Origin of the sequence: Amphritea atlantica (assembly GCF_018860855.1) — a bacterium.
In the GTDB taxonomy this organism is placed as follows: Bacteria; Pseudomonadota; Gammaproteobacteria; order Pseudomonadales; family Balneatricaceae; genus Amphritea; species Amphritea atlantica_A.
The window spans coordinates 49,067-69,032 of the sequence record NZ_JAHKQE010000038.1 but is presented as its reverse complement, the minus strand read 5'-3'; the positions used below and the strand labels follow the sequence as shown (position 1 = coordinate 69,032).

The 19,966-nt window shown below is 48.6% G+C and carries 12 protein-coding genes; 6 read left to right on the top strand and 6 right to left on the bottom strand.

What is annotated here, in order from left to right; genetic code table 11:
- The first annotated feature begins 137 nt into the window (after positions 1–137).
- Complete coding sequence (locus tag KO512_RS16235) at positions 138–1,256, top strand: GlxA family transcriptional regulator (protein WP_215953391.1); 1,119 nt, start codon at positions 138–140, stop codon at positions 1,254–1,256.
- A 497-nt stretch (positions 1,257–1,753) separates the two neighbouring features.
- On the opposite strand, the gene KO512_RS16230 is transcribed toward KO512_RS16235, so the two are convergent.
- From KO512_RS16230 to KO512_RS16210, 5 genes are read right to left on the bottom strand one after another with little or no spacing between them, the layout of a single operon-like run.
- Entirely contained in the window at positions 1,754–1,975 is a 222-nt protein-coding gene (locus KO512_RS16230) for a formate dehydrogenase subunit delta (protein WP_215953390.1), read from the bottom strand.
- 2 nt (positions 1,976–1,977) lie between these two features.
- Positions 1,978–2,874: a formate dehydrogenase accessory sulfurtransferase FdhD gene (gene fdhD / locus KO512_RS16225; protein ID WP_215953389.1), complete on the bottom strand. Its 897-nt coding sequence runs from the start codon at positions 2,872–2,874 to the stop codon at positions 1,978–1,980.
- Position 2,875: 1 nt separating this feature from the next.
- Complete coding sequence (gene fdhF / locus KO512_RS16220) at positions 2,876–5,764, bottom strand: formate dehydrogenase subunit alpha (protein ID WP_215953388.1); 2,889 nt, start codon at positions 5,762–5,764, stop codon at positions 2,876–2,878.
- Positions 5,761–7,335 (bottom strand): formate dehydrogenase beta subunit, encoded by a 1,575-nt coding sequence (locus KO512_RS16215; RefSeq protein ID WP_215953387.1) that lies wholly within the window; start codon positions 7,333–7,335, stop codon positions 5,761–5,763. The genes fdhF and KO512_RS16215 overlap by 4 nt, the downstream gene beginning before the upstream one ends.
- Positions 7,335–7,826 carry a formate dehydrogenase subunit gamma gene (locus KO512_RS16210; RefSeq protein ID WP_215953386.1) on the bottom strand — a complete coding sequence of 164 codons (492 nt, stop codon included), beginning with the start codon at positions 7,824–7,826 and terminating at the stop codon, positions 7,335–7,337. Before KO512_RS16210 ends, KO512_RS16215 begins: the two co-directional genes overlap by 1 nt.
- Before the next feature lie 138 nt (positions 7,827–7,964).
- Here KO512_RS16210 and KO512_RS16205 point away from each other — a divergent pair, with 138 nt between their 5' ends.
- Positions 7,965–9,038, top strand: coding sequence for a helix-turn-helix transcriptional regulator (locus KO512_RS16205; protein ID WP_215953385.1), 1,074 nt, complete (start codon positions 7,965–7,967; stop codon positions 9,036–9,038).
- Positions 9,039–9,145: 107 nt separating this feature from the next.
- Here the strand turns inward: KO512_RS16205 and KO512_RS16200 are convergent, their stop codons facing one another.
- A complete protein-coding gene (locus KO512_RS16200) occupies positions 9,146–10,276 on the bottom strand; it encodes an aminomethyltransferase family protein (protein ID WP_215953384.1) in 1,131 nt (376 codons plus the stop codon).
- A 495-nt stretch (positions 10,277–10,771) separates the two neighbouring features.
- Here KO512_RS16200 and KO512_RS16195 point away from each other — a divergent pair, with 495 nt between their 5' ends.
- The 4 genes from KO512_RS16195 to urtA all read left to right on the top strand — a co-directional run bounded on the left by KO512_RS16195 (position 10,772) and on the right by urtA (position 19,897).
- Positions 10,772–14,212 carry an ATP-binding protein gene (locus KO512_RS16195; protein WP_215953383.1) on the top strand — a complete coding sequence of 1,147 codons (3,441 nt, stop codon included), beginning with the start codon at positions 10,772–10,774 and terminating at the stop codon, positions 14,210–14,212.
- A 68-nt stretch (positions 14,213–14,280) separates the two neighbouring features.
- On the top strand, positions 14,281–15,177 hold the full coding sequence (locus tag KO512_RS16190; RefSeq protein WP_215953407.1) for a response regulator transcription factor: 897 nt from the start codon (positions 14,281–14,283) through the stop codon (positions 15,175–15,177).
- 659 nt (positions 15,178–15,836) lie between these two features.
- Positions 15,837–18,149, top strand: coding sequence for an MSCRAMM family adhesin SdrC (locus tag KO512_RS16185; RefSeq protein WP_215953382.1), 2,313 nt, complete (start codon positions 15,837–15,839; stop codon positions 18,147–18,149).
- Between the two features lie 461 nt (positions 18,150–18,610).
- On the top strand, positions 18,611–19,897 hold the full coding sequence (gene urtA, locus KO512_RS16180; RefSeq protein WP_215953381.1) for an urea ABC transporter substrate-binding protein: 1,287 nt from the start codon (positions 18,611–18,613) through the stop codon (positions 19,895–19,897).
- Positions 19,898–19,966: the final 69 nt, after the last annotated feature.

The following is a 19,966-nucleotide window of genomic DNA, read 5'->3' as shown; positions in this document are numbered from 1 at the left end:
GAAATAACGCCTAAGCGCTTCATCTGCCATCCTTAAATGTCCAAAAAAACAAAAAATAACGTGAGTAATTAGCATCGGTGCGACGCTGCTTAGCTCTTTGCATTTAGTAATGATTACGCGTTAATAGGGGCACTATTATGATTTCATCGACTGCATTCGATCCTATTAAGGACTATCAAAAAGTAACCCGTGTGGGCTTTTTGATGCTAGACAACTTCACTATGATTGCGGTGGCTTCAGCGATTGAACCGCTGCGAATGGCGAATCAGCTATCTGGTTTTGAACTTTACAGCTGGCATATGATTTCGGAGAGCGGTGCGCCGGTGAGTGCCAGCGATGGTCTTAGTTTCGCCCCAGATTTCTCGGTTGCCGATATGCCGGAATTGGACCTCTTAATTGTCTGTGGCGGCGTAGATATTACACGCAGCTTTACACCGAAACAGGTGAGCTGGTTGCAGTTAATGAGCCGCCGTGGCGTCACCCTTGGTGGTATCTGTACCGGCGCTTATTTGCTTGCTCATGCCGGTCTGCTAGATGGTTATGACTGCAGTACGCACTGGGAATGTATGGCGTCATTGCAAGAGCATTACCCTAAGGTTAACTGTAATAACCGTTTGTTTAGTATCGATCGAAACCGTATGACCTCATCCGGCGGTATTTCGCCCATGGATATGTTGTTGCATATGGTGTCGTTGCAGCATGGGCCTAAGTTGTCTATGGCGGTATCCGATATGTTTATCTGCGATCGCATCCGCAGTGAGTTCGATCAACAACGGGTGCCTCTGCGTCAGCTGCATAATGGTGGCGACAGCAAGCCAAAATTGGTTGATGTGATCGAATTGATGGAAAATAATCTTGAAGAACCGATCGGGCTCGATGAGCTTGCAGCATTCGTGAGCGTTTCCCGTCGGCAGTTAGAGCGGATGTTCCTTAAATATCTTAATTGCTCCCCATCGCGTTATTACCTCAAACTGCGCCTTGATCGGGCACGGCAGTTGTTGAAACAATCGAGTATGCCGATTGTTGAGATTTCTACCGCTTGTGGTTTCGTATCGACGCCCCATTTTAGTCGCTGTTACCGTAAGCATATTGGTATCTCGCCCAGAGATGAACGTAAAGGGATATTGCCGGTGACGACGCAGGAGGCTGCTACAGAGCCACAGCTTAATGATGGTTTCTTTGCCAGTATGAAACGTTCAGTTGCGGTGCTGAATTCGGCACAGGCAGAGCCTAGTTTTGGTTCGGTGGCGATATAGAGCGAAGGCGAGTGGTTAGCCGAGGATCGGTAGGGTGCTGGTGAGCTTGCGAACCGCACCGGTCAAAACCACGGCAATCGATTTTTTATACGAGGCATCGGTGCGATTCATTCTTCATCGCACCCTACATCATTACATCGGTAGGGTGCTGGTGAGCTTGTGAACCGCACCGGTTAAAACCACGGCAATCGACTTTTTATACGAGGCAACGGTGCGATTCATGCTTCATCGCACCCTACATATTTTCATCGGTACGGTTCATTCTTCGTCGCACCCCAAATCATTGCATCGGTAGGGTGCTGGTGAGCTTGCGAACCGCACCGATCAAAGCCATGAAAATCGATTTTTTATACGAGGCATCGGTACGATTCATTCTTCATCGCACCCTACATATAGATCAATTTGAATTGAGGTACGTCTTCGTGCCGATGAAAAATTACGCCACTATCGGCGTGAAGGAAGCCTCCTTGATTAGGAGGCTGAGCCAATGAAGGTTGTTAATGTTTTAGCAGCGACACCGCTTGTTTGGCGATCGGCGTTAGTTCACTACCATCCTGTTCTAGATATTCGCGGATCTGTGCTTTCATGGAGCGTGCCCAGAATTTGGTCATATGATCGGCGACCATTTCAGCTTCGGCTATATCATCGCCGATATGGGTGTTGTTGGCGGCGATCTGATTAGCCATCCTGATGAGGCTGGTGAGTTGATGATTTCCCATGTTTATAATTCCTTTGAATCATCGGAGGATTGAGTTAAACCCGTCGTGACCGATTGGTTGTAAATAACGTGCCGGCCTGGACGGGCGAAGCCGATTAGATTGAGCCCTGCTTGTTTTGCCAGTGTGAGTGCTAGGCCGGTGGGGGCCGATACGGCGACTAAGGTGCTGACACCACGGCTGGCTGCTTTATGCACCATTTCATAACTGGCACGGCTAGAAACCAGCACAAAGCCTTCGCTAAGGTCGGTTTTGGCCCGTTGCAGTGCACCGAGTAATTTATCCAACGCATTATGTCGGCCAACATCTTCCCTTAATAGTTGAATCTTTCCCTGATGATTGCACCATGCGGCGCCGTGGCAGGCGCCAGTAATGGATTGCAGGGGTTGATTCGCTTTGAGTTGATGCAGAGCCTGTTCGATTGCCGTTGATGATGGGGAGGAGAGGCAAGGCACTGGTTTGACCGGTCGAATGGCCTGTTGCAGTGATTCAGTGCCGCATAATCCACAGCCGGTACGACCGGTAAGATTACGACGGCGCTGTTTGAGCTGCATCGAGCGTTGAGTGGTAATCGATAATTGAACTTCGATTCCTGCGGCTAAGTTGTCCGGCTCAGCCATCACCAACTCCAGCCCGTAGATCTCGTCTGCTGTTTTGATAATACCTTCGCTGAGACTAAAGCCCAGCGCGAAGTCTTCAAGATCACAGGGGCTGGCCATCATCACCGCATGGGATATGCCGTTATAAACCATAGCCACTGGAATTTCGTCAGCAATTTGATCCAACGCGTCTAACGTTTGATCCGCTTGCCAACGACTCACGCCCGACTGTGTATAACAGTCATCCAAGGATAGCGTTAAACTACCCTCAGATTGGTTTGGTTTAGGCTGCTTCAACGCCATCTCACTCTCCGGCCACTGATCCTGAGCGTTTTTCGCCTCGGGCGGAATGTAGATGGCCTATCTGCTCCTGATGGAACTCATGATAGCGCTGTTGCCATTCGGAAGGCTCGTTGACTTTGATCACCTGTATCGCCGTGACTTTATACTCGGGGCAGTTGGTCGCCCAGTCAGAGTTATCGGTGGTAACAACGTTTGCGCCACTGTGAGGATGGTGGAAGGTGGTATAAACCACGCCCGGTTGCATCCGGTCAGAGACTTTAGCCAGCATCACTGTTTCGCCGGAGCGGCTGGTAATTCCCACCCAGTCATTATCTTTAATACCACGATCTTCGGCATCCTGCGGGTGCAGCTCTAACACATCGTCATCATGCCAAACCTGATTCTCGGTGCGTCGGGTCTGTGCGCCAACATTGTATTGCGACAGGGTGCGGCCGGTGGTCAGCAGTAATGGATATTTACGGGTAGAGCGCTCTTCAGTCGCGACATACTCGGTGATCGCAAAGTGTCCTTTACCGATCGGGAAGCTATCCAGGTGCATGATCGGCGTGCCATCAGGCGTGTTATCGTTACAAGGCCACTGTAAGCTGCCCATCTCTTCCAAGCGTTCATAGCTAACATTACTGAAAGTCGGTGTCAGCAGGGCGATCTCATCCATAATCTCGGATGGATGGCTGTAGTTCATCGGATAGCCTAAGGCGTTGGACAGCGCCTGAGTGACTTCCCAATCCTGCTTACCCGCCAGCGGTGGCATGACCTTACGGACGCGGTTGATGCGTCGCTCAGCATTGGTAAATGTGCCATCTTTCTCAAGGAAAGAGGAACCCGGTAGGAATACATGGGCAAATTTAGCGGTTTCGTTTAGGAAAATATCCTGTACAACTAGGCATTCCAGTGCCCGCATGGCCGCATGAACGTGGTTGGTGTTAGGGTCTGACTGGGCAATATCTTCGCCCTGACAATACATCCCTTTGTAGGTGCCATCCATCGCGGCATCAAACATATTAGGAATACGCAGGCCCGGTTCATTATCGAGTTCAACCCCCCAGACGGCTTCAAAACGCGCCCGAACTGCATCGTCGGAGACGTGTTGATAGCCCGGCAGTTCGTGGGGGAAGGAGCCCATATCGCAGGAACCCTGCACATTGTTCTGGCCACGAAGTGGATTAACGCCGACACCCTCACGGCCGATATTGCCGGTCGCCAGTGCTAGGTTGGCGATACCCATGACCATGCTTGATCCTTGGCTATGTTCGGTGACGCCTAGACCATAATAGATGGCCGCATTTTTCGCGTTGGCATAGATGCGCGCAGCACTGCGCAGCTCAGCTGCTGGAATGCCTGTAATGGCTTCCGTGTTTTCCGGTGAATGACGTTCTTCAGTAATAAAGTGACGCCAAGCGTTAAAGGCTTCGGTTTGACAGCGTTTAGCGATAAAGTCCCGATCTTCTAAACCTTCGCTCATGATGACGTGGGCCATCGCATTCACAAAGGCAACGTTACTACCTGGACGCAGTGTCAGGTGGTGATGAGTTTCCACATGCGGGGTTTTCACCAAGTCGATACGACGTGGATCAGCAACGATCAGTTTGGCGCCCTGACGCAGACGTTTCTTCAGTAGTGAGCCAAATACCGGATGGGCATCGGTAGGGTTGGCACCGATCACCATAATGGTGTCGGCATACATCACCGAATCAAAGGTTTGTGTGCCGGCAGATTCACCCAAGGTTGCTTTGAGTCCATAGCCGGTCGGTGAGTGACAAACCCGCGCACAGGTATCGGTGTTGTTGTTGCCAAAGGCCGCGCGAATCAGTTTTTGTACGAGATAGGTTTCTTCATTGGTACAGCGGGATGAGGTGATACCCCCGATACTTTCGCGGCCATATTTTTCCTGAATACCGCGCAGCTTCGTGGCGGCAAAATTCAGTGCTTCATCCCAGCTGACTTCTTGCCAAGGCTCATCAATAGAATCGCGAATCATCGGTTTAGTGATGCGATCTTCGTGAGTGGCATAACCAAAAGCGAAGCGGCCTTTGACGCAGGAGTGTCCATGGTTCGCCTGACCGCCTTTATAGGGCACCATACGGATAATTTCAGCGCCTTTCATTTCGGCTTTAAACTGACAGCCGACACCACAATAGGCGCAGGTAGTGACCACGCTGTGTTCCGGTTGGCCCACTTCAATGACCGATTTTTCCATCAGGGTTGAAGTCGGGCAGGCCTGCACACAGGCACCACAGGAGACACATTCGGAATCGAGAAACGCTTCATTCTGTCCGGGGGATACTTTGGAATCGAAGCCGCGACCATCGATGGTCAGAGCGAAAGTGCCTTGAACCTCACCGCAGGCGCGTACACAGCGGGAGCAGACGATACATTTACTCGGATCAAAACTGAAATAGGGGTTGGAGTTATCTTTCTCTGCGTCTAGGTGATTCTCACCGCTGAAGCCGTACCGTACTTCACGTAAGCCGACTTCACCCGCCACATCCTGCAGTTCACAGTTGCCATTAGCAGGGCAGGTAAGACAGTCGAGCGGGTGATCGGAGATATACAACTCCATAATATTGCGACGCAGTTTACCCAAGCGCTTATTCTGGGTAGTGACTTTCATGCCGGCTTCAGCAGGCGTCGTGCATGACGCTGGTGTGCCTCGGCGGCCTTCAATCTCAACCGCACAGATACGACAAGAACCAAATGCTTCCAAGTTGTCGGTGGCACAGAGTTTGGGGATATTAATATCGGCTTCAGCTGCCGCGCGCAGCACCGAAGTGCCTTCAGGCACGGTGATCGATTTACCATCGATCTCGAGGGTGATCAAGTTTTCGGAAACACTCGCTGGGGTGCCATAATCTTTGTTGTAATCGACGTTGGGATCAAAAATCTGAATCATGACCGAGCCCCATTATTATTTTGTGCAGGTTGGTTGAAGTCTTCCGGAAAATGCTTAACGGCACTCTGCACAGGGAACGGCGTCATGCCGCCCATGGCGCATAATGAACCGTCGATCATGGTGTCGCATAGATCGCTTAGTAGTTCCATATTGGCTGCGCGGTTTTCATCGTTACGAATCCGGTCAATCACTTCGACCCCACGGGTTGAGCCGATACGGCAAGGCGTACATTTGCCGCAGGATTCCGCGACGCAGAACTCCATGGAAAAGCGCGCTTGGGCGGACATATCCACAGTGTCATCAAATACCACGATACCGCCGTGTCCGAGTGCGGCACCGACCGCTTGAAAGGATTCATAATCCATCGGCGTGTCCCACTGACTTTCAGGCAGGTAGGCACATAGAGGACCACCTACTTGCACCGCCCGCATCGGCCGCTCACTGAAGGTGCCACCGCCGTACTCTTCTAACAGTTCACGCAAGGTGACACCGAAGGCCAGCTCAATCAGACCGCCGCGTTTAATATTACCCGCCAGCTGGAAAGGCAGGGTGCCAAGTGAACGCCCCATCCCATAATCCGCATACGCTTGACCGCCGTTGGAGAGAATGTAAGGAACCGCTGCGAGCGACAGCACGTTATTAACAATCGTCGGCTGACCAAATAGTCCAACAATCGCAGGTAAGGGAGGCTTAGCCCGCACCATGCCGCGTTTGCCTTCGAGGCTTTCCAGCAGCGAGGTTTCTTCACCGCAAATATAAGCTTTAGCGCCTAGACGTACTTCAAGGTTAAAGGTCTTACCGCTATCGAGAATGTTCTCGCCAAGAAACCCTGCCGCTTCTGCCTTGGCAATCGCTTCATTGAGAATCTGATAGGCGACGGGATATTCGGAGCGCAGATAGATGTAGCCTTGGTCAGCACCCACAGCGAGGCCAGCAATGGTCATGCCTTCAATTAGCATATAGGGGTCGGCCTCCATCACCATACGGTCGGCAAAGGTACCGGAATCGCCCTCATCAGCATTACAGACGATATACTTTTGCTGCTTGGGAGAGGTTGCATCTAATACGGTTTGCCACTTGATGCCGGTGGGGAAGGCTGCGCCACCACGGCCTCGTAAACCGGAGGCCTTCACTTCATCGACAATCGTTTGGCCATCCATCTGTAGTGCTTTTTTCAGTCCGTTGAAGCCATCCAGTTGCTGATAATCATCCAGCGAAACGGGGTCGGTAATACCCGCGCGAGCGAACGTCAGTCGTTGTTGTTTTTTCAGGTAAGGGATCTCTTCGGTCAATCCCTGACACAACGGGTGATCGGTCGCACCGCTGAGAAAAGCTTGATCAAACAGGCTATCGATATCTTGGCTAGTAACCGGACCATAGGCGATACGGCCAGTGTTGGTTTCAACTTCGACTAAAGGTTCCAGCCAGAACAGACCACGGGAGCCATTTCGAATAATCTCAATGGTTTCACCGCGGTTGGCGGCTTCTGCTGCTATCTCGCGAGCCAGTTGATCGGCCCCCATGGCCAGTGCAGTGGTATCCCGTGGTATAAATACTTTGGTTACGCTCATCAGTGTACCTCCAGCGCTTGTGAACGCAGCCCGTCAATTAGCTGATCAAATTTCTCTGGGGTCACCCGACCGATGATTTCATCGTTAATCCGCACTGAAGGGGAGCAAGCGCAGTTACCGAGGCAGTAGACCTCTTCAAGGGTGATATTGTTATCGCTGGTGGTGCCGTGATAATCGACCCCAAGGCTCGCTTTGGCGTGAGCCTCGAGTTGGCGTGCCCCCATTGCTTGGCAAGCTTCAGCGCGGCAAACTTCAACAGTATGTTTGCCTGGCGCGGTGCTGCGAAATTGATGATAAAAACTGATGACGCCGTGAATATCTGCACGGGATTGGTTCAGTGATTCAGCAATCAGCGGTACGGATTCGGGGGGGATATAACCGAGACGGTTTTGGATTTCATGAAGAATCGGCAGTAACGCGCCGGGTTTATGCTTCAGATCGGCAATGACATCGCTCACTACCGGTAATAACTGCTCTTTGGCTGCGGTCATTTTTTTATTCTCGTATAACATATGAAATAGAATTCATATGTTGCTGTTCTGGTGTCTGAAAAGCTTAATCTATGTGCTTTATAGTAACGTTTAAAGTAGCATTAGTTGGTCATCTACGAAATATGAAATATTGTGCATATGAAGCGAATTCAGGTTGTTCCTAGTTGGTCATTCCGTGATTCCGGTGGTAACCAATTGAATCCCCAGTTATTTTCATTATTGGGTGCGATACATGAGACTGGCAAGCTCACCGAAGCCACTAAAAAAATAGGCATCTCCTATCGCCATGGCTGGAATCTGTTGAATACTTGGGCAGCATTTTTTGGCCTACCGCTGGTGGATATGCAAAAGGGCAAAGGGGCGACACTGTCGGCGTTAGGGGAAAAACTGTTGTGGGCCGAGCAGCGTGTGTTGGCTCGACTTGAACCACAATTAGACAGTTTGGCTTCAGAGCTTAATTTAGAAATCCATCGGGCGCTGGAAGGGGTGAATCCGTTACTAAGATTACATGCCAGCTATGGTTATGCGGTGGCCTTGCTACCCAGTTTTAGTAGCGATATTCAGTTGGATCTTCAATATAAAAGTGCAGAGGACACCTTAGCGTCGCTCAATCGGGGTGTGTGTGATGTGGCAGGGTTTCATGTGCCGGCCAATGGTCGAGCCGGCGGTATGAGTGATGCGTTGTATGAAACTTACAGTCGGCACTTAAAACCGAGGGTACATAAAATTGTTAAATTTATTACCCGACAACAGGGACTGATGATCAAACCCGGTAACCCTAAAGAGATTGCTGGACTACAGGATTTGGTACGTAACGACGTTAAGTTTATCAATCGGCAGAAAGACTCTGGCACCCGGGCATTGCTTGATGAGTTACTCGTCCGCGAGGGCATTAATAGCAAGCGGATCAATGGTTTTGCTGATGAGGAGTTCACTCATTCAGCGGTGGCAGCTTTCGTCGGTGCGGGAATGGCGGATGTAGGCATGGGGGTGAAGGCGGCGGCGAGCCAGTTTGGTCTTGATTTTATACCGTTATCTTCTGAGTATTATTTGTTTGTGTGCCACCATAAAACCCTTAAACAGGAGGCAATGGTGCGTTTGTTAGCCAGTATCCGCAGCGAAGCCTTCCAAGCGGCGGTGCAGCAACTGCCAGGGTATTCACCGGATGATTGTGGGGAGGTGGTCTCTATCGACTCCGTTTTTACGGGATAAAAGCTGAGACTGCATAAATATCATCGGTGCGGTTCGCAGGCTCACCAGCACCTTACAAGGGTGCGGTGAAGAATGAACCGCACCCTTTGTGCCGTGAAGTATAACGATTAGCCTTTGGCGGTACGTTTTTTCTTATCGGGATCGTCAAAGGGTAATGAGTGAGCAATCGCAGAAACACTCAAGCTGCCTTTAACTTCCAGTGGTGTACCTTGCACGGCATAGTCGGTATCAAAACGGACTAGCGCCATCGATTTTTTAGTCAAGCGTGAATACATTGCACAGGTAATCACACCCACTTGCTTGCCGTCAGCCCATAAGGTGTCGCCTTCTTGAGCGGCTTGATCGCCTTCCAATAGTGCGCCAAATATCTTGAAGCGTTCTTGGCCTTTTAATCTAAAGTGCTCGTTGGCACCGCGGAAGTCGGTTTTATCTTTTGAAACGGTAAAGTCTAAGCCCAGCTCCCAAAGGGTATCGCCTGCTGCTTCATCGGCAAAAGGATACATTTCTGAATTGTCATAAGGGAAGAACAGCAGATAGCTCTCAACACGTAACATATCTAATGCAGTAAAGGCGCAAGGAATGATGCCTTGTGGTGCACCGAGTTCCAAAATGGTGTCCCAGATGGCAGGGGCATCGGCGGCTTTACAGAAAATTTCATAACCCCTTTCGCCGGTATAACCGGTGCGGGAGATCATTACCGGCAGACCAAATAGGCGGGTCTGCATATGGTGGAAGTAAGGGAGTTCACGAATCCCCGGTACATGTTCAGCCAGAAAATCGACCGCGATAGGGCCCTGTAATGATAGATCATGCAGGTCGTCATCAAACAACACGGATACCTGACGGCCTTGAGACGCACGAACCAGCATTTCATAACCATTACCTGCGCCAAACACCACCATGAACGCATTGGGTCCGGTACGGTAGATAACGCAGTCATCCACAAATTTACCGGATTCGTTCAGAATAGTGGCATAGACAGATTTGCCAGGGTACAGCTTAGTGATATCTCGGGTGCAGACATACTCAAGTAAGTTTTCTGCATGGGGGCCAACGAAGTGTACTTTTTTTAAGCCGGATACATCCATCAAGCCCGCTTTAGTACGGATCGCTTCATGAGCTAGCGATAAATCGCTATCGTAGCTCCAAGGAGTTCCCATACCGTTCCAATCTTCCAATTTTGAACCAAGAGCTCGATGCTTCTCAGCAAGTGCAGAATGTCGCCACGAATTTGCCATGTTGCGTTCCCTTTTATCGGTGTATAAAAAAACTACTAGGAAATAATATTTCCTCTCAGGAAAAGCAATTAATATGCCAGCCGTCTTTAAAGTTGCTTAAATGCTTCCTTGTGGAGGCTAGCAATATGAGGCTTCGGCACCGCAAAAAAGGATTAAAGCGCTATTGTCAGAGTGTGAAACGAGTGGTTTTTCTAAGTCCATTAAAACAACGATAACTGTCTATAAACAAAGGTTTTTTGTTCTTTGAATGAAATTAATTCCTGCTTATTATTGGCTTGGAATTCAGGCTTAATGGGTGAGTTTTATCTGCTGTGAATCGCCGCTGTGATCAAGGTTAATATTCAGCTGAAAGGTTTGTTTTAGCCGCTGGCACAAAGTGTGCAAATAATAAGCCTTAGGGGTTATCGTACGAATTAGCGTTATCTCGCCTTTAAGTAGTGCAATGCGTGCACTTCATGTCTTTTATTGCACTGAGATTGTGCGCATTGGTGAGCTATGTCAGGGTTTCAGAAAATCCTTAAAGTAAGACGTCACTACAATAAGTGGGTGGCCGATCAGACGCTGGAAGATTATGCGTTGCGCTTTACCGCGCGTAAAGGACGGCACATGAGCATCTCCCGAGTGGGTAAAACCGCACTCGGAGCGGCTTCATTTTTGGCGTTAGAAAGTCTGGCGGCGGCGGTTACTTTAAGTTATGGCTTTACCAACACCGTCATGGCGATGGTGGCCGTCTGTGTGGTGTTGTTTATCACCGGCTTTCCGATTGTCTATTACTCGGCTAAACATGGTTTGGACATTGATCTGCTCACCCGAGGGGCAGGCTTTGGCTATCTGGGCTCCACCTTAACCTCGCTGATCTACGCATCCTTTACCTTTATTTTCTTTGCCATTGAGGCGGCTATTTTAGCCTCGGCGCTGAAAGCGTTATTTGGCATTCCATTAGCCTTGGGTTATCTCTTTTGTGCCGTCGCGGTGATTCCGATAGTAACCCACGGCATCACGGCGATCAGTCGGTTTCAGGTGCGCACCCATAATCTTTGGGTAGGGCTACAGTTGTCAGCGGTGATTGCTGTGCTGTGGTATGAGTTTGATAGCCTCGAAGGCTGGAGCGAGTTTAGTCCGGGTATGGCGGCAACGGCCAGCGGCGAGTTCGACATCATTATGTTTGGCGCGGCGGTGTCGGTGTTTTTTGCACTGTTTGCCCAGATCGGTGAGCAGGTGGATTATCTGCGCTTTATGCCAGAAAAAACCGAAGAGAATAAGCGCCAATGGTGGTTTTGGTTGATTCTGGCGGGCCCGGGCTGGGTGTTTACCGGTCTGATTAAGATGCTATTGGGCTCGTTTTTGGCCTATCTGGCGATTACCCAAGGGATGAGCCTACAGGAAGCCTCTGACCCTACCTATATGTATCAGCGGGTGTTTCAGCGGCTGACCGGCTCGCCAGAGATCGCCTTGCTCTTGGCGGCATTGATGGTGGTGGTGTGTCAGATGAAGATCAATGTCACCAATGCCTATGCGGGCTCGATCGCCTGGTCGAACTTCTTCTCCCGTCTAACCCACAGTCACCCTGGTCGGGTTGTTTGGCTGGTGTTCAATGTCACCATTGCGTTGATTCTGATGGAGTTGGGTATCTATCAGGCATTGGAAGCGATTTTGGGGATCTTTGCCATTATCGCTATCAGTTGGTTGGCCTCCCTGTCGGCGGATCTGTTGATCAATAAACCACTAGGGTTAAGCCCACCGGAGATCGAATTTAAACGGGGTCATCTATACGACATCAATCCGGTGGGGATGGGATCGATGGTGATCTCTACTGGCTTGGGAATGCTCAGTTATCTCGGACTGTTCGGTGAGGTGGCGCGTAATCTCTGCCATTTTGTCAGTTTGGCCAGTTGCTTTGTCTGTGTGCCGCTGATCGCTTGGCTAACGGGTGGGCGCTACTATATCGCCCGCACCAATGAAGAGGTGAATCAGTATATTCGCTTGGTGCCGGTGTCGGGTCAGGCGCGTAATGTTTCGGTGGTGAACTGCGGTATCTGTGAAAATGATTTTGAGCGGGAGGATATGAGTTACTGTCCTGCTTATGATCTGCCGATCTGCTCCCTCTGTTGCTCGTTAGATGTGCGCTGTCTCGATAGCTGTAAGCCGAAGGCGCGGATGTCCCGTCAGGTGATGGAGATGTTGCACCTGTTCTTACCGCGCCGCGGGGTTAAGCTAGTCAGTTCCCGTTTGGGTAAGTTTATCGCCCTTTTGTTGGTGGTGAATTTGGTATTGGGGGCTTTGTTGGCGGTTATCTATCGTCAGTTAGCACCGGCAACCCCTGAAGAAACTGCGTTAGTCTTGCAGACCATCTGGACACTGTTTTTTACCCTCTTTATCGCCTCAGGGGTGGTGACCTGGTTATTTTTGCTCACCCATGAGAGCCGTTTGGTGGCGCAGCAAGAATCCAACCGGCAAACGATGAAACTCACCCGTGAGATCGAAGCGCACGAACAAACCGATCTGGAGTTACAGGAGGCAAAAGAACTGGCCGAGCGGGCGAATGCCGCTAAGAGCCGTTATTTATCCGGTATCAGCCACGAACTGCGCACACCGTTACAGTCGATTCTGGGCTATGCCCAACTGCTGCGAGAACGTTCGGATCTACAGGAAGATCAGCAGCGGGGGCTGGATATTATTCATCGCAGCGGTCGCTATCTAACTGATCTGATCGAGGGTTTGTTGGATATATCGAAGATCGAGGCGGGGCGGTTAGACCTCTATCGCAATCAGGTTAATCTGCCGGAGCTGATTGAGCAGTTAGCCGAGATGTTCCGCTTGCAGGCGTTACAAAAAGGTATCCTGTTTAACTGTCATATTGCCGATCCGCTGCCGCAACGAATCGTCACGGATGAAAAACGCTTACGGCAAATTCTGATTAACTTGCTCTCCAATGCGGTGAAATACACGCCTAACGGGCAGGTGGATTTTGATATTCGTTATCGTAATCAGGTGGCCGAGTTTTCGATTCGAGATACTGGACCGGGAATCGATGAATATCAGATGCAGCGTATCTTCTCACCCTTTGAACGCATCCGTAACCGCGATACCGCACACCTGCCGGGTACTGGATTGGGGCTCACTATCGTTAAACTGCTTACCGAGATTATGGGCGGCGATCTGCAGGTGGACAGTCACCCAGGGCAGGGTAGTTGTTTTCGTGTCTCGATGATGCTGCCTTGGGTTAGCAGCGAAGCACTAACGCCGATATTACAGGAACAGCGGATTATCGGTTTTGAAGGTTATCAGCGCACGCTGTGCTTGGTGGATGATGATCCGGTATTGCGCGGTTTGCTGGCGGATATTCTGGTGCCGTTAGGGTTTGCCATTCTCGAAGCGCAGGATGCCGAGGCCTGTTTAGAGCTGTTGCAGCACAGTGAGCCGGACCTCTTTCTGCTGGATATCTCCATGCCGGGAATGTCGGGTTTAGAGCTGGCTGCACTGCTTCGCCAACGCAATGTTGGGGGGCGTATTGTGATGTTATCGGCGGATGCGCGAGAGCTATCCGCTGGCGCTGAGGGGCACGATAGTTATGATGACTATCTGGTTAAGCCGGTGGCAAATCGTCGCTTACTAGAAACCTTGGGCCGTCATCTAGAACTGAAATGGATCTACCGGGGTGAATCTGAACCACAACCTAAGGCCGACACAGCAGTCACTGAATCGACGGTCACTGCGATAGATCATAGTATTATGATCATGCAGCCGGACCATCCCTTGATACTGGAATTAAAAAACTGCGCCGAGCTTGGTTATCGTAAAGGGGTGATACAGTGTCTTAATGAGATCGAAGGATTGGATATTCTATCGCTAGGGGCGCTGAATCATCTGCGACAACTGAGTGATAACTTCCTGTTTGATAAACTTGTCAGCTGTTTGGAGACTCAGAATCAATGAAGATGAGTGACAAGGCGGGCGCTAGCGCCGCGGATAAACCTGATGACATAAACGGAGAAAAAGCATCCATGCGTAACGATGTGGTGTTAGTGGTGGATGATTCACCCAATGCGTTGAGCCTGATTAATGATGCACTAGAGGGGGCTGGGTTAGATATTTTGGTCGCCCTCGAAGGTCGGCAAGCGCTCACCATCTGTAAACGAATTCGCCCAGATATTATCTTGATGGATGCGGTGATGCCGGTGATGGATGGTTTTGAAACCTGTCGGGCGCTGAAAGCCGATCCCAATCTGGCCACCATTCCGGTGGTGTTTATGACCGGCCTGACCGACACCGATGATATTGTTCGAGGACTGGATAGTGGCGGGGTGGATTATCTCACCAAACCGATCAGTCCCAATGAATTGTTGGCTCGTATTCGGGTGCATTTAGGTAATGCTCGCCAGACCAGCAGTGTCCACAGCGCCTTGGATAGTACCGGCCAACATTTGCTCACCGTCGGTAATGGTCAGATTCGCTGGGCAACCCCCAGAGCCTATTCACTGCTGCATCGGGCTGAAGTGACGGAAGCGGTTCAGGCAGCGTGTTTGCTGCCTCAGATTAACCGTTGGCTGGATCATAACCCCGTAGAGCAAGAACGCATGAAGTTGCGTGACTTAGACTACCCCTTAACGCTCAAGTTGATTGGTTATCAAAGTAGCGGTGAAGTGCTGATGCAGCTAATCGATGGGCGAAAGCCCACGGGCGCCGAACTGTTAAAGCAAGAGCTTGAACTGACCGAGCGGGAAGCAGAGGTTCTCTTCTGGTTAGCAAACGGTAAAACCAATCGCGAGATCGCCGAGATCCTTGAGATCAGGCCGCGCACGATTAACAAACATCTAGAGCAGATATTCCCTAAACTCGGTGTTGAAAACCGCACCGCCGCGGCGGGCGTGGCGTTGCGGTTGATTGCCAGTCATGAGTAACAAGTAGTCGCTCGAAAGAGATGTTGAGCATGCCAAAGCTGGGTATCTGAATCACTCTATTGTCCAACACCGAGCAGGAAAAACAACTCAACGGCTATTATTAGATGAGTAACAGACTGTTCTCATAGACTGATCAGGCTTAGTGCCGCGTCACAAGCTTTTAAAAAATGAAGAGTGTATGGTGATATAACATTAACTAATACCCAAAGGGCACATCCTAGGGGGCGCCGCTGACGGTTATCACTAGTCAGTAATGCCGCATATTCTTTTGCTGTTTTTATAAACAGTATTCCATAGAAAGGAGTTCTATGTGAATATGGGTATTAAGGGATAGATATTACAAAACTACGGATTAATAATGAGAATGAATCTTATTAATATTCACTTCAAAGGTGCTCTTCAGGTCGACGACATCCTGCCGTGTTTGTTCAAACTAAAATCAAGACTTTCAAATTTTAATGTGAAAATTAAAGCACAAGCATTAAAAGATAAGGCTCCTACTAATAAAATTTCTGCTATGTGGTAACTAAAACATAAAAGGATTTGAAGTAGGAAGCTGTAAACCGTTGTTCGGGTTCCCTTCGCTACATATTTAACTCACATTGAAGAATTTGAAGTCTCAATTTTTACAGCCTCTTTTCCCCGATATGGAGAAGTTTATGTTTAAAAAGATTTTAGTTTTATTAATTATTTTTTTACCACTACCTTCCTTTGCCGAAGCACCCGAAGCACCCGAAGCACCCGAAGTAAAAGAACTCAAGGAGATAGCGCTTGTCGAAATCGGAGCCGCGGTCAGTAAGGCTGGGGATGCTGTCGCGTTAAGCTATCTGAACGATAATATGGCTAAATATTTAACGGGCGGAGAAGTTGGGTTTGTCTTTCAAGGGAAATACTCAATTGATAAATGCGAGAAAGTACGAAACCCTAATCCGCCCTATCACACTGCTCATCTGTGTACCAAGGTGTTGAATCAAGATTTTCCTTATAGCAACTTTAGAAGCGAAGTTGAGCAGGCTGGAACCGAACTTTTTAAAATCCCCTTTAAATACAGTTTGAAAACATCTATTCGATCGAAGATATCACCGAATGTAAAAGGCTTTAGAGCATATATAGGTACAACCAAGGATGAACCCTATGACCCAATTAATAGTGAATTAATTGGTGATCGAATTCCTATTAATAAAAATGTTCAACGAGGTAAATATTATCTTAATATTAATGGAACAGTCCATTTCACAATTTACTCGTATATTCGTACAAAGCTTGAGACTCTTCACGAGATCAAAGTGACTTCTAGTGATAATCGAGTGACATCGGGAGAGCTAACTTTAGATAGACTAGGGCCAGGTGTTGGTCAAACCGATATTAACATCGTCCTTCCAATTATCGAAAATAAAGGTGTCGATGAAATAACCGATATTATCACGGGTGATTACCTTGTTAAGCTATCCAATGCCTTTTGTGGCTGCTCCTATATTCTTAATGATGACCATGTTGTTGATACCTATAAAGGTGAAGGCAGTAACAAGGCTATATTTCAACTTCCTGAACTCGTTGAGGCGACAGTAGAAGGTCGGCTTGTTGCCCGCAATCTTTCTGGAGAGCTCTTTCCTGTTGAAAATACTGAACTGATGCTTAAACCTGCTTGTGAAGATGCTGATGAATGCATGGGGCAAGTTGAAAAAGTCAAAACGGACAGTGATGGTCATTTTGAGTTCAAGGATGTACCTAAAGGTGGTTACGAAATATTTCACCGGGATCTAAAACTTAAATCTGTTTTAAATTGTGAAGCCGCTAGTACCGCGATGGATGTTGGCGATATAGAGATTGAACTCGATCCAATTTACACCGTTGATGTTAGATATAGCAGCCCCAACCACTTATTTCTCAGTGCTGCCCATGTGCAGTGGAAGCACGTTACCATTGATCCTGTCGAAAATGACAAGTGGGTGCTTTTTGCCGGTCAGTTCGGTGACGATCAATTTCCTATCGATACTGAAGGCTACCCTATAACCGTTCCATTTAAGACCGCCTATCCTGGCGCTCCATATTCGGAGATTATATGGGGTGAAGCCATGTTTCTGGATGATGTCGTTAACTCAGAGCTTAAATCAATCACTACCGGACCCTATACAACGAATGGTTGTTCGTTGTACGAAGAGCCGTGGTTGAGTTTGATCTATAGGGATAAACCGCAAAAAATACCTCCTTTTAAGTCAATTCCACGCGGGCACCATTTAGAATTAAGTGTACCTATTGAGTGTTACTTTAAGATGGTTGATCTTCCTCCCGGCGTAAACGGCGGAATGCCTCATAGCCCAGTAGCACCAACGAATAAGTCGGCCGAGTCAACTTTTTGGGTTAACCCCAACACACCTCTTGATTACGGTGAATCTCACTTTAGTCAGTTTAAACTCACGGTTATCCCTGATGCTGTTATCAAAGCCTTAACGGAAGGGAAAGGTACTCAATTTACGCTCACTAGAGATACTGGAGAAAAACTGGTCATCAAGTTTATTCGTGAAGCGTTTCCAGAGAGTGAGGCCTGTGAGGATACGGGCAGTTGTGACAGCGCTAATGACGATTTTGATTCAGAGTTTGAGAGTAAAGACGACAATAGTAACGATGCTAGCACTGTCGATGATAATTTTGATTCAGAGTTTGAGAGTAAAGACGACAATAGTAACGATGCTAGCACTGTCGATGATAATTTTGATTCAGAGTTTGAAAGTAAAGACGACAATAGCAGCGATGCTAGCACTGTCGATGATAATTTTGATTCAGAGTTTGAAAGTAAAGATGACAATAGCGGCGATGCTAGCACTGTCGATGATAATTTTGATTCAGAGTTTGAATCTAAAGATGGCGATGAGAATGGCGAAGGCGATAATATGTCTCCACCTGATGTCGGCGGTGATGCATATCAGATCAATGAGATTATCGATCTGTTCTCCGAACTTTTTGGAGACTAGAGTGGGGTTATGAGATCCTGACCCTGTAAATAGGATCTTGTAACTAATTCAGCATAGGGTGCAATGCTTCTATGACGACTCACACAGCCTCTTAAATATTTTCGGAGGCTGTATCTCCCCGCGGATGACGGTTTCATTCAATAATTCTATAAAAAGCACTTACCTGTGTTATCTGGATTCTCCCCCAAAAAATCGGCTTTACTTTTTCTAGCAAGCGAAGCGTCCAGTCACGTGCCTTTTCTAGCAAGCGAAGCGTCCAGTCACGTGCCTTGAATGACGAATCCAACCCCTATACGTCATTTGACGTATAGGGGTGTGTCATTTGACATATAGGGGTGCGTCAATCACCCCATACCTAATTCTGCCGTAATTCTCAATAATGGTTCCGTGGCTTCAAAGATGCTCGGGGCTTGAGTTTAGCTCGGCAATAAGAATGACAACTCTTAATAAGGGAAGTGGATATGAAGATCAAACATCTGGTTACGGGTATTGCTTTATCGATGGGTGCAACGGTATTCAGTGTCAGCGCTATCGCGGCAGATACGATCAAAGTGGGTGTGTTGCACTCACTGTCCGGCACCATGGCGATCAGTGAAACGACACTGAAAGATACAGTTCTGATGATGGTTGAAGAGCAGAATAAAAAAGGCGGTCTGCTGGGTAAAAAGTTGGAAGCGGTGGTGGTTGACCCTGCCTCTAACTGGCCTCTGTTTGCTGAGAAGGGCCGTGAGCTTTTAACCCAAGAAAAAGTAGACGTCATTTTTGGTAGCTGGACATCGGTTTCCCGTAAATCGGTTTTACCGGTATTAGAAGAACTAAACGGTTTGATGTTCTACCCGGTGCAGTATGAAGGTGAAGAATCCTCTAAAAATGTATTTTATACCGGTGCGGCGCCAAACCAACAAGCGATTCCTGCGGTTAACTATCTAAAAGATGACCTTGGGGTTGAGCGTTGGGTGTTAGCAGGTACCGATTATGTTTATCCGCGTACCACCAACAAAATCTTAGAAGCCTATCTGAAAGCCAATGGTGTGGCTGAAGAAGATATCATGATCAACTACACACCGTTTGGTCATTCTGATTGGCAGTCGATCGTTTCGGATATTAAAAAATTCGGTAGCGAAGGTAAGAAAACAGCGGTTGTTTCAACCATCAACGGTGACGCAAACATTCCCTTTTACAAAGAGCTGGGTAACCAGGGTATCTCGGCAGAAGACATTCCCGTGGTTGCATTCTCGGTGGGTGAAGAGGAACTATCCGGCCTAGACACCAAGCCTTTGGTCGGTCATCTAGCGGCATGGAACTATTTCCAAAGTGTTGAAAGCGATGCCAATACTGACTTTATCGCTAAGTGGAAAGCGTTCACGGGTAATCCTAAACGCGTGACTAACGATCCTATGGAAGCCACTTATATCGGTTTCAAAATGTGGACTCAAGCGGTCGAGAAAGCTGGCACGACTGATGTTGATTCAGTTGAGCAAGCGATGATCGGTCAGGAAACGGAAAACCTCACCGGTGGTATGGCTTATATGAACAAAAACCACCATCTGAGCAAGCCAGTATTGATTGGTGAGATTCAGGAAGATGGTCAGTTTGAAGTGGTTTGGGAAACCGAAGGCTTAGTGGCCGGTGATGCTTGGTCTGACTTTCTGCCGGGCTCTAAAGATCTTATGGCTGATTGGACCGCACCGATCTCTTGCGGTAACTACAATGTTGTTACTAAGACCTGTTCAGGTCAGACCTATTAATTTTTAGCGCTAAACGTCTTCATCCGCAGGCTTCGTGATAGAAGCCTGCTCTTTTTCAAGCGTGAATCA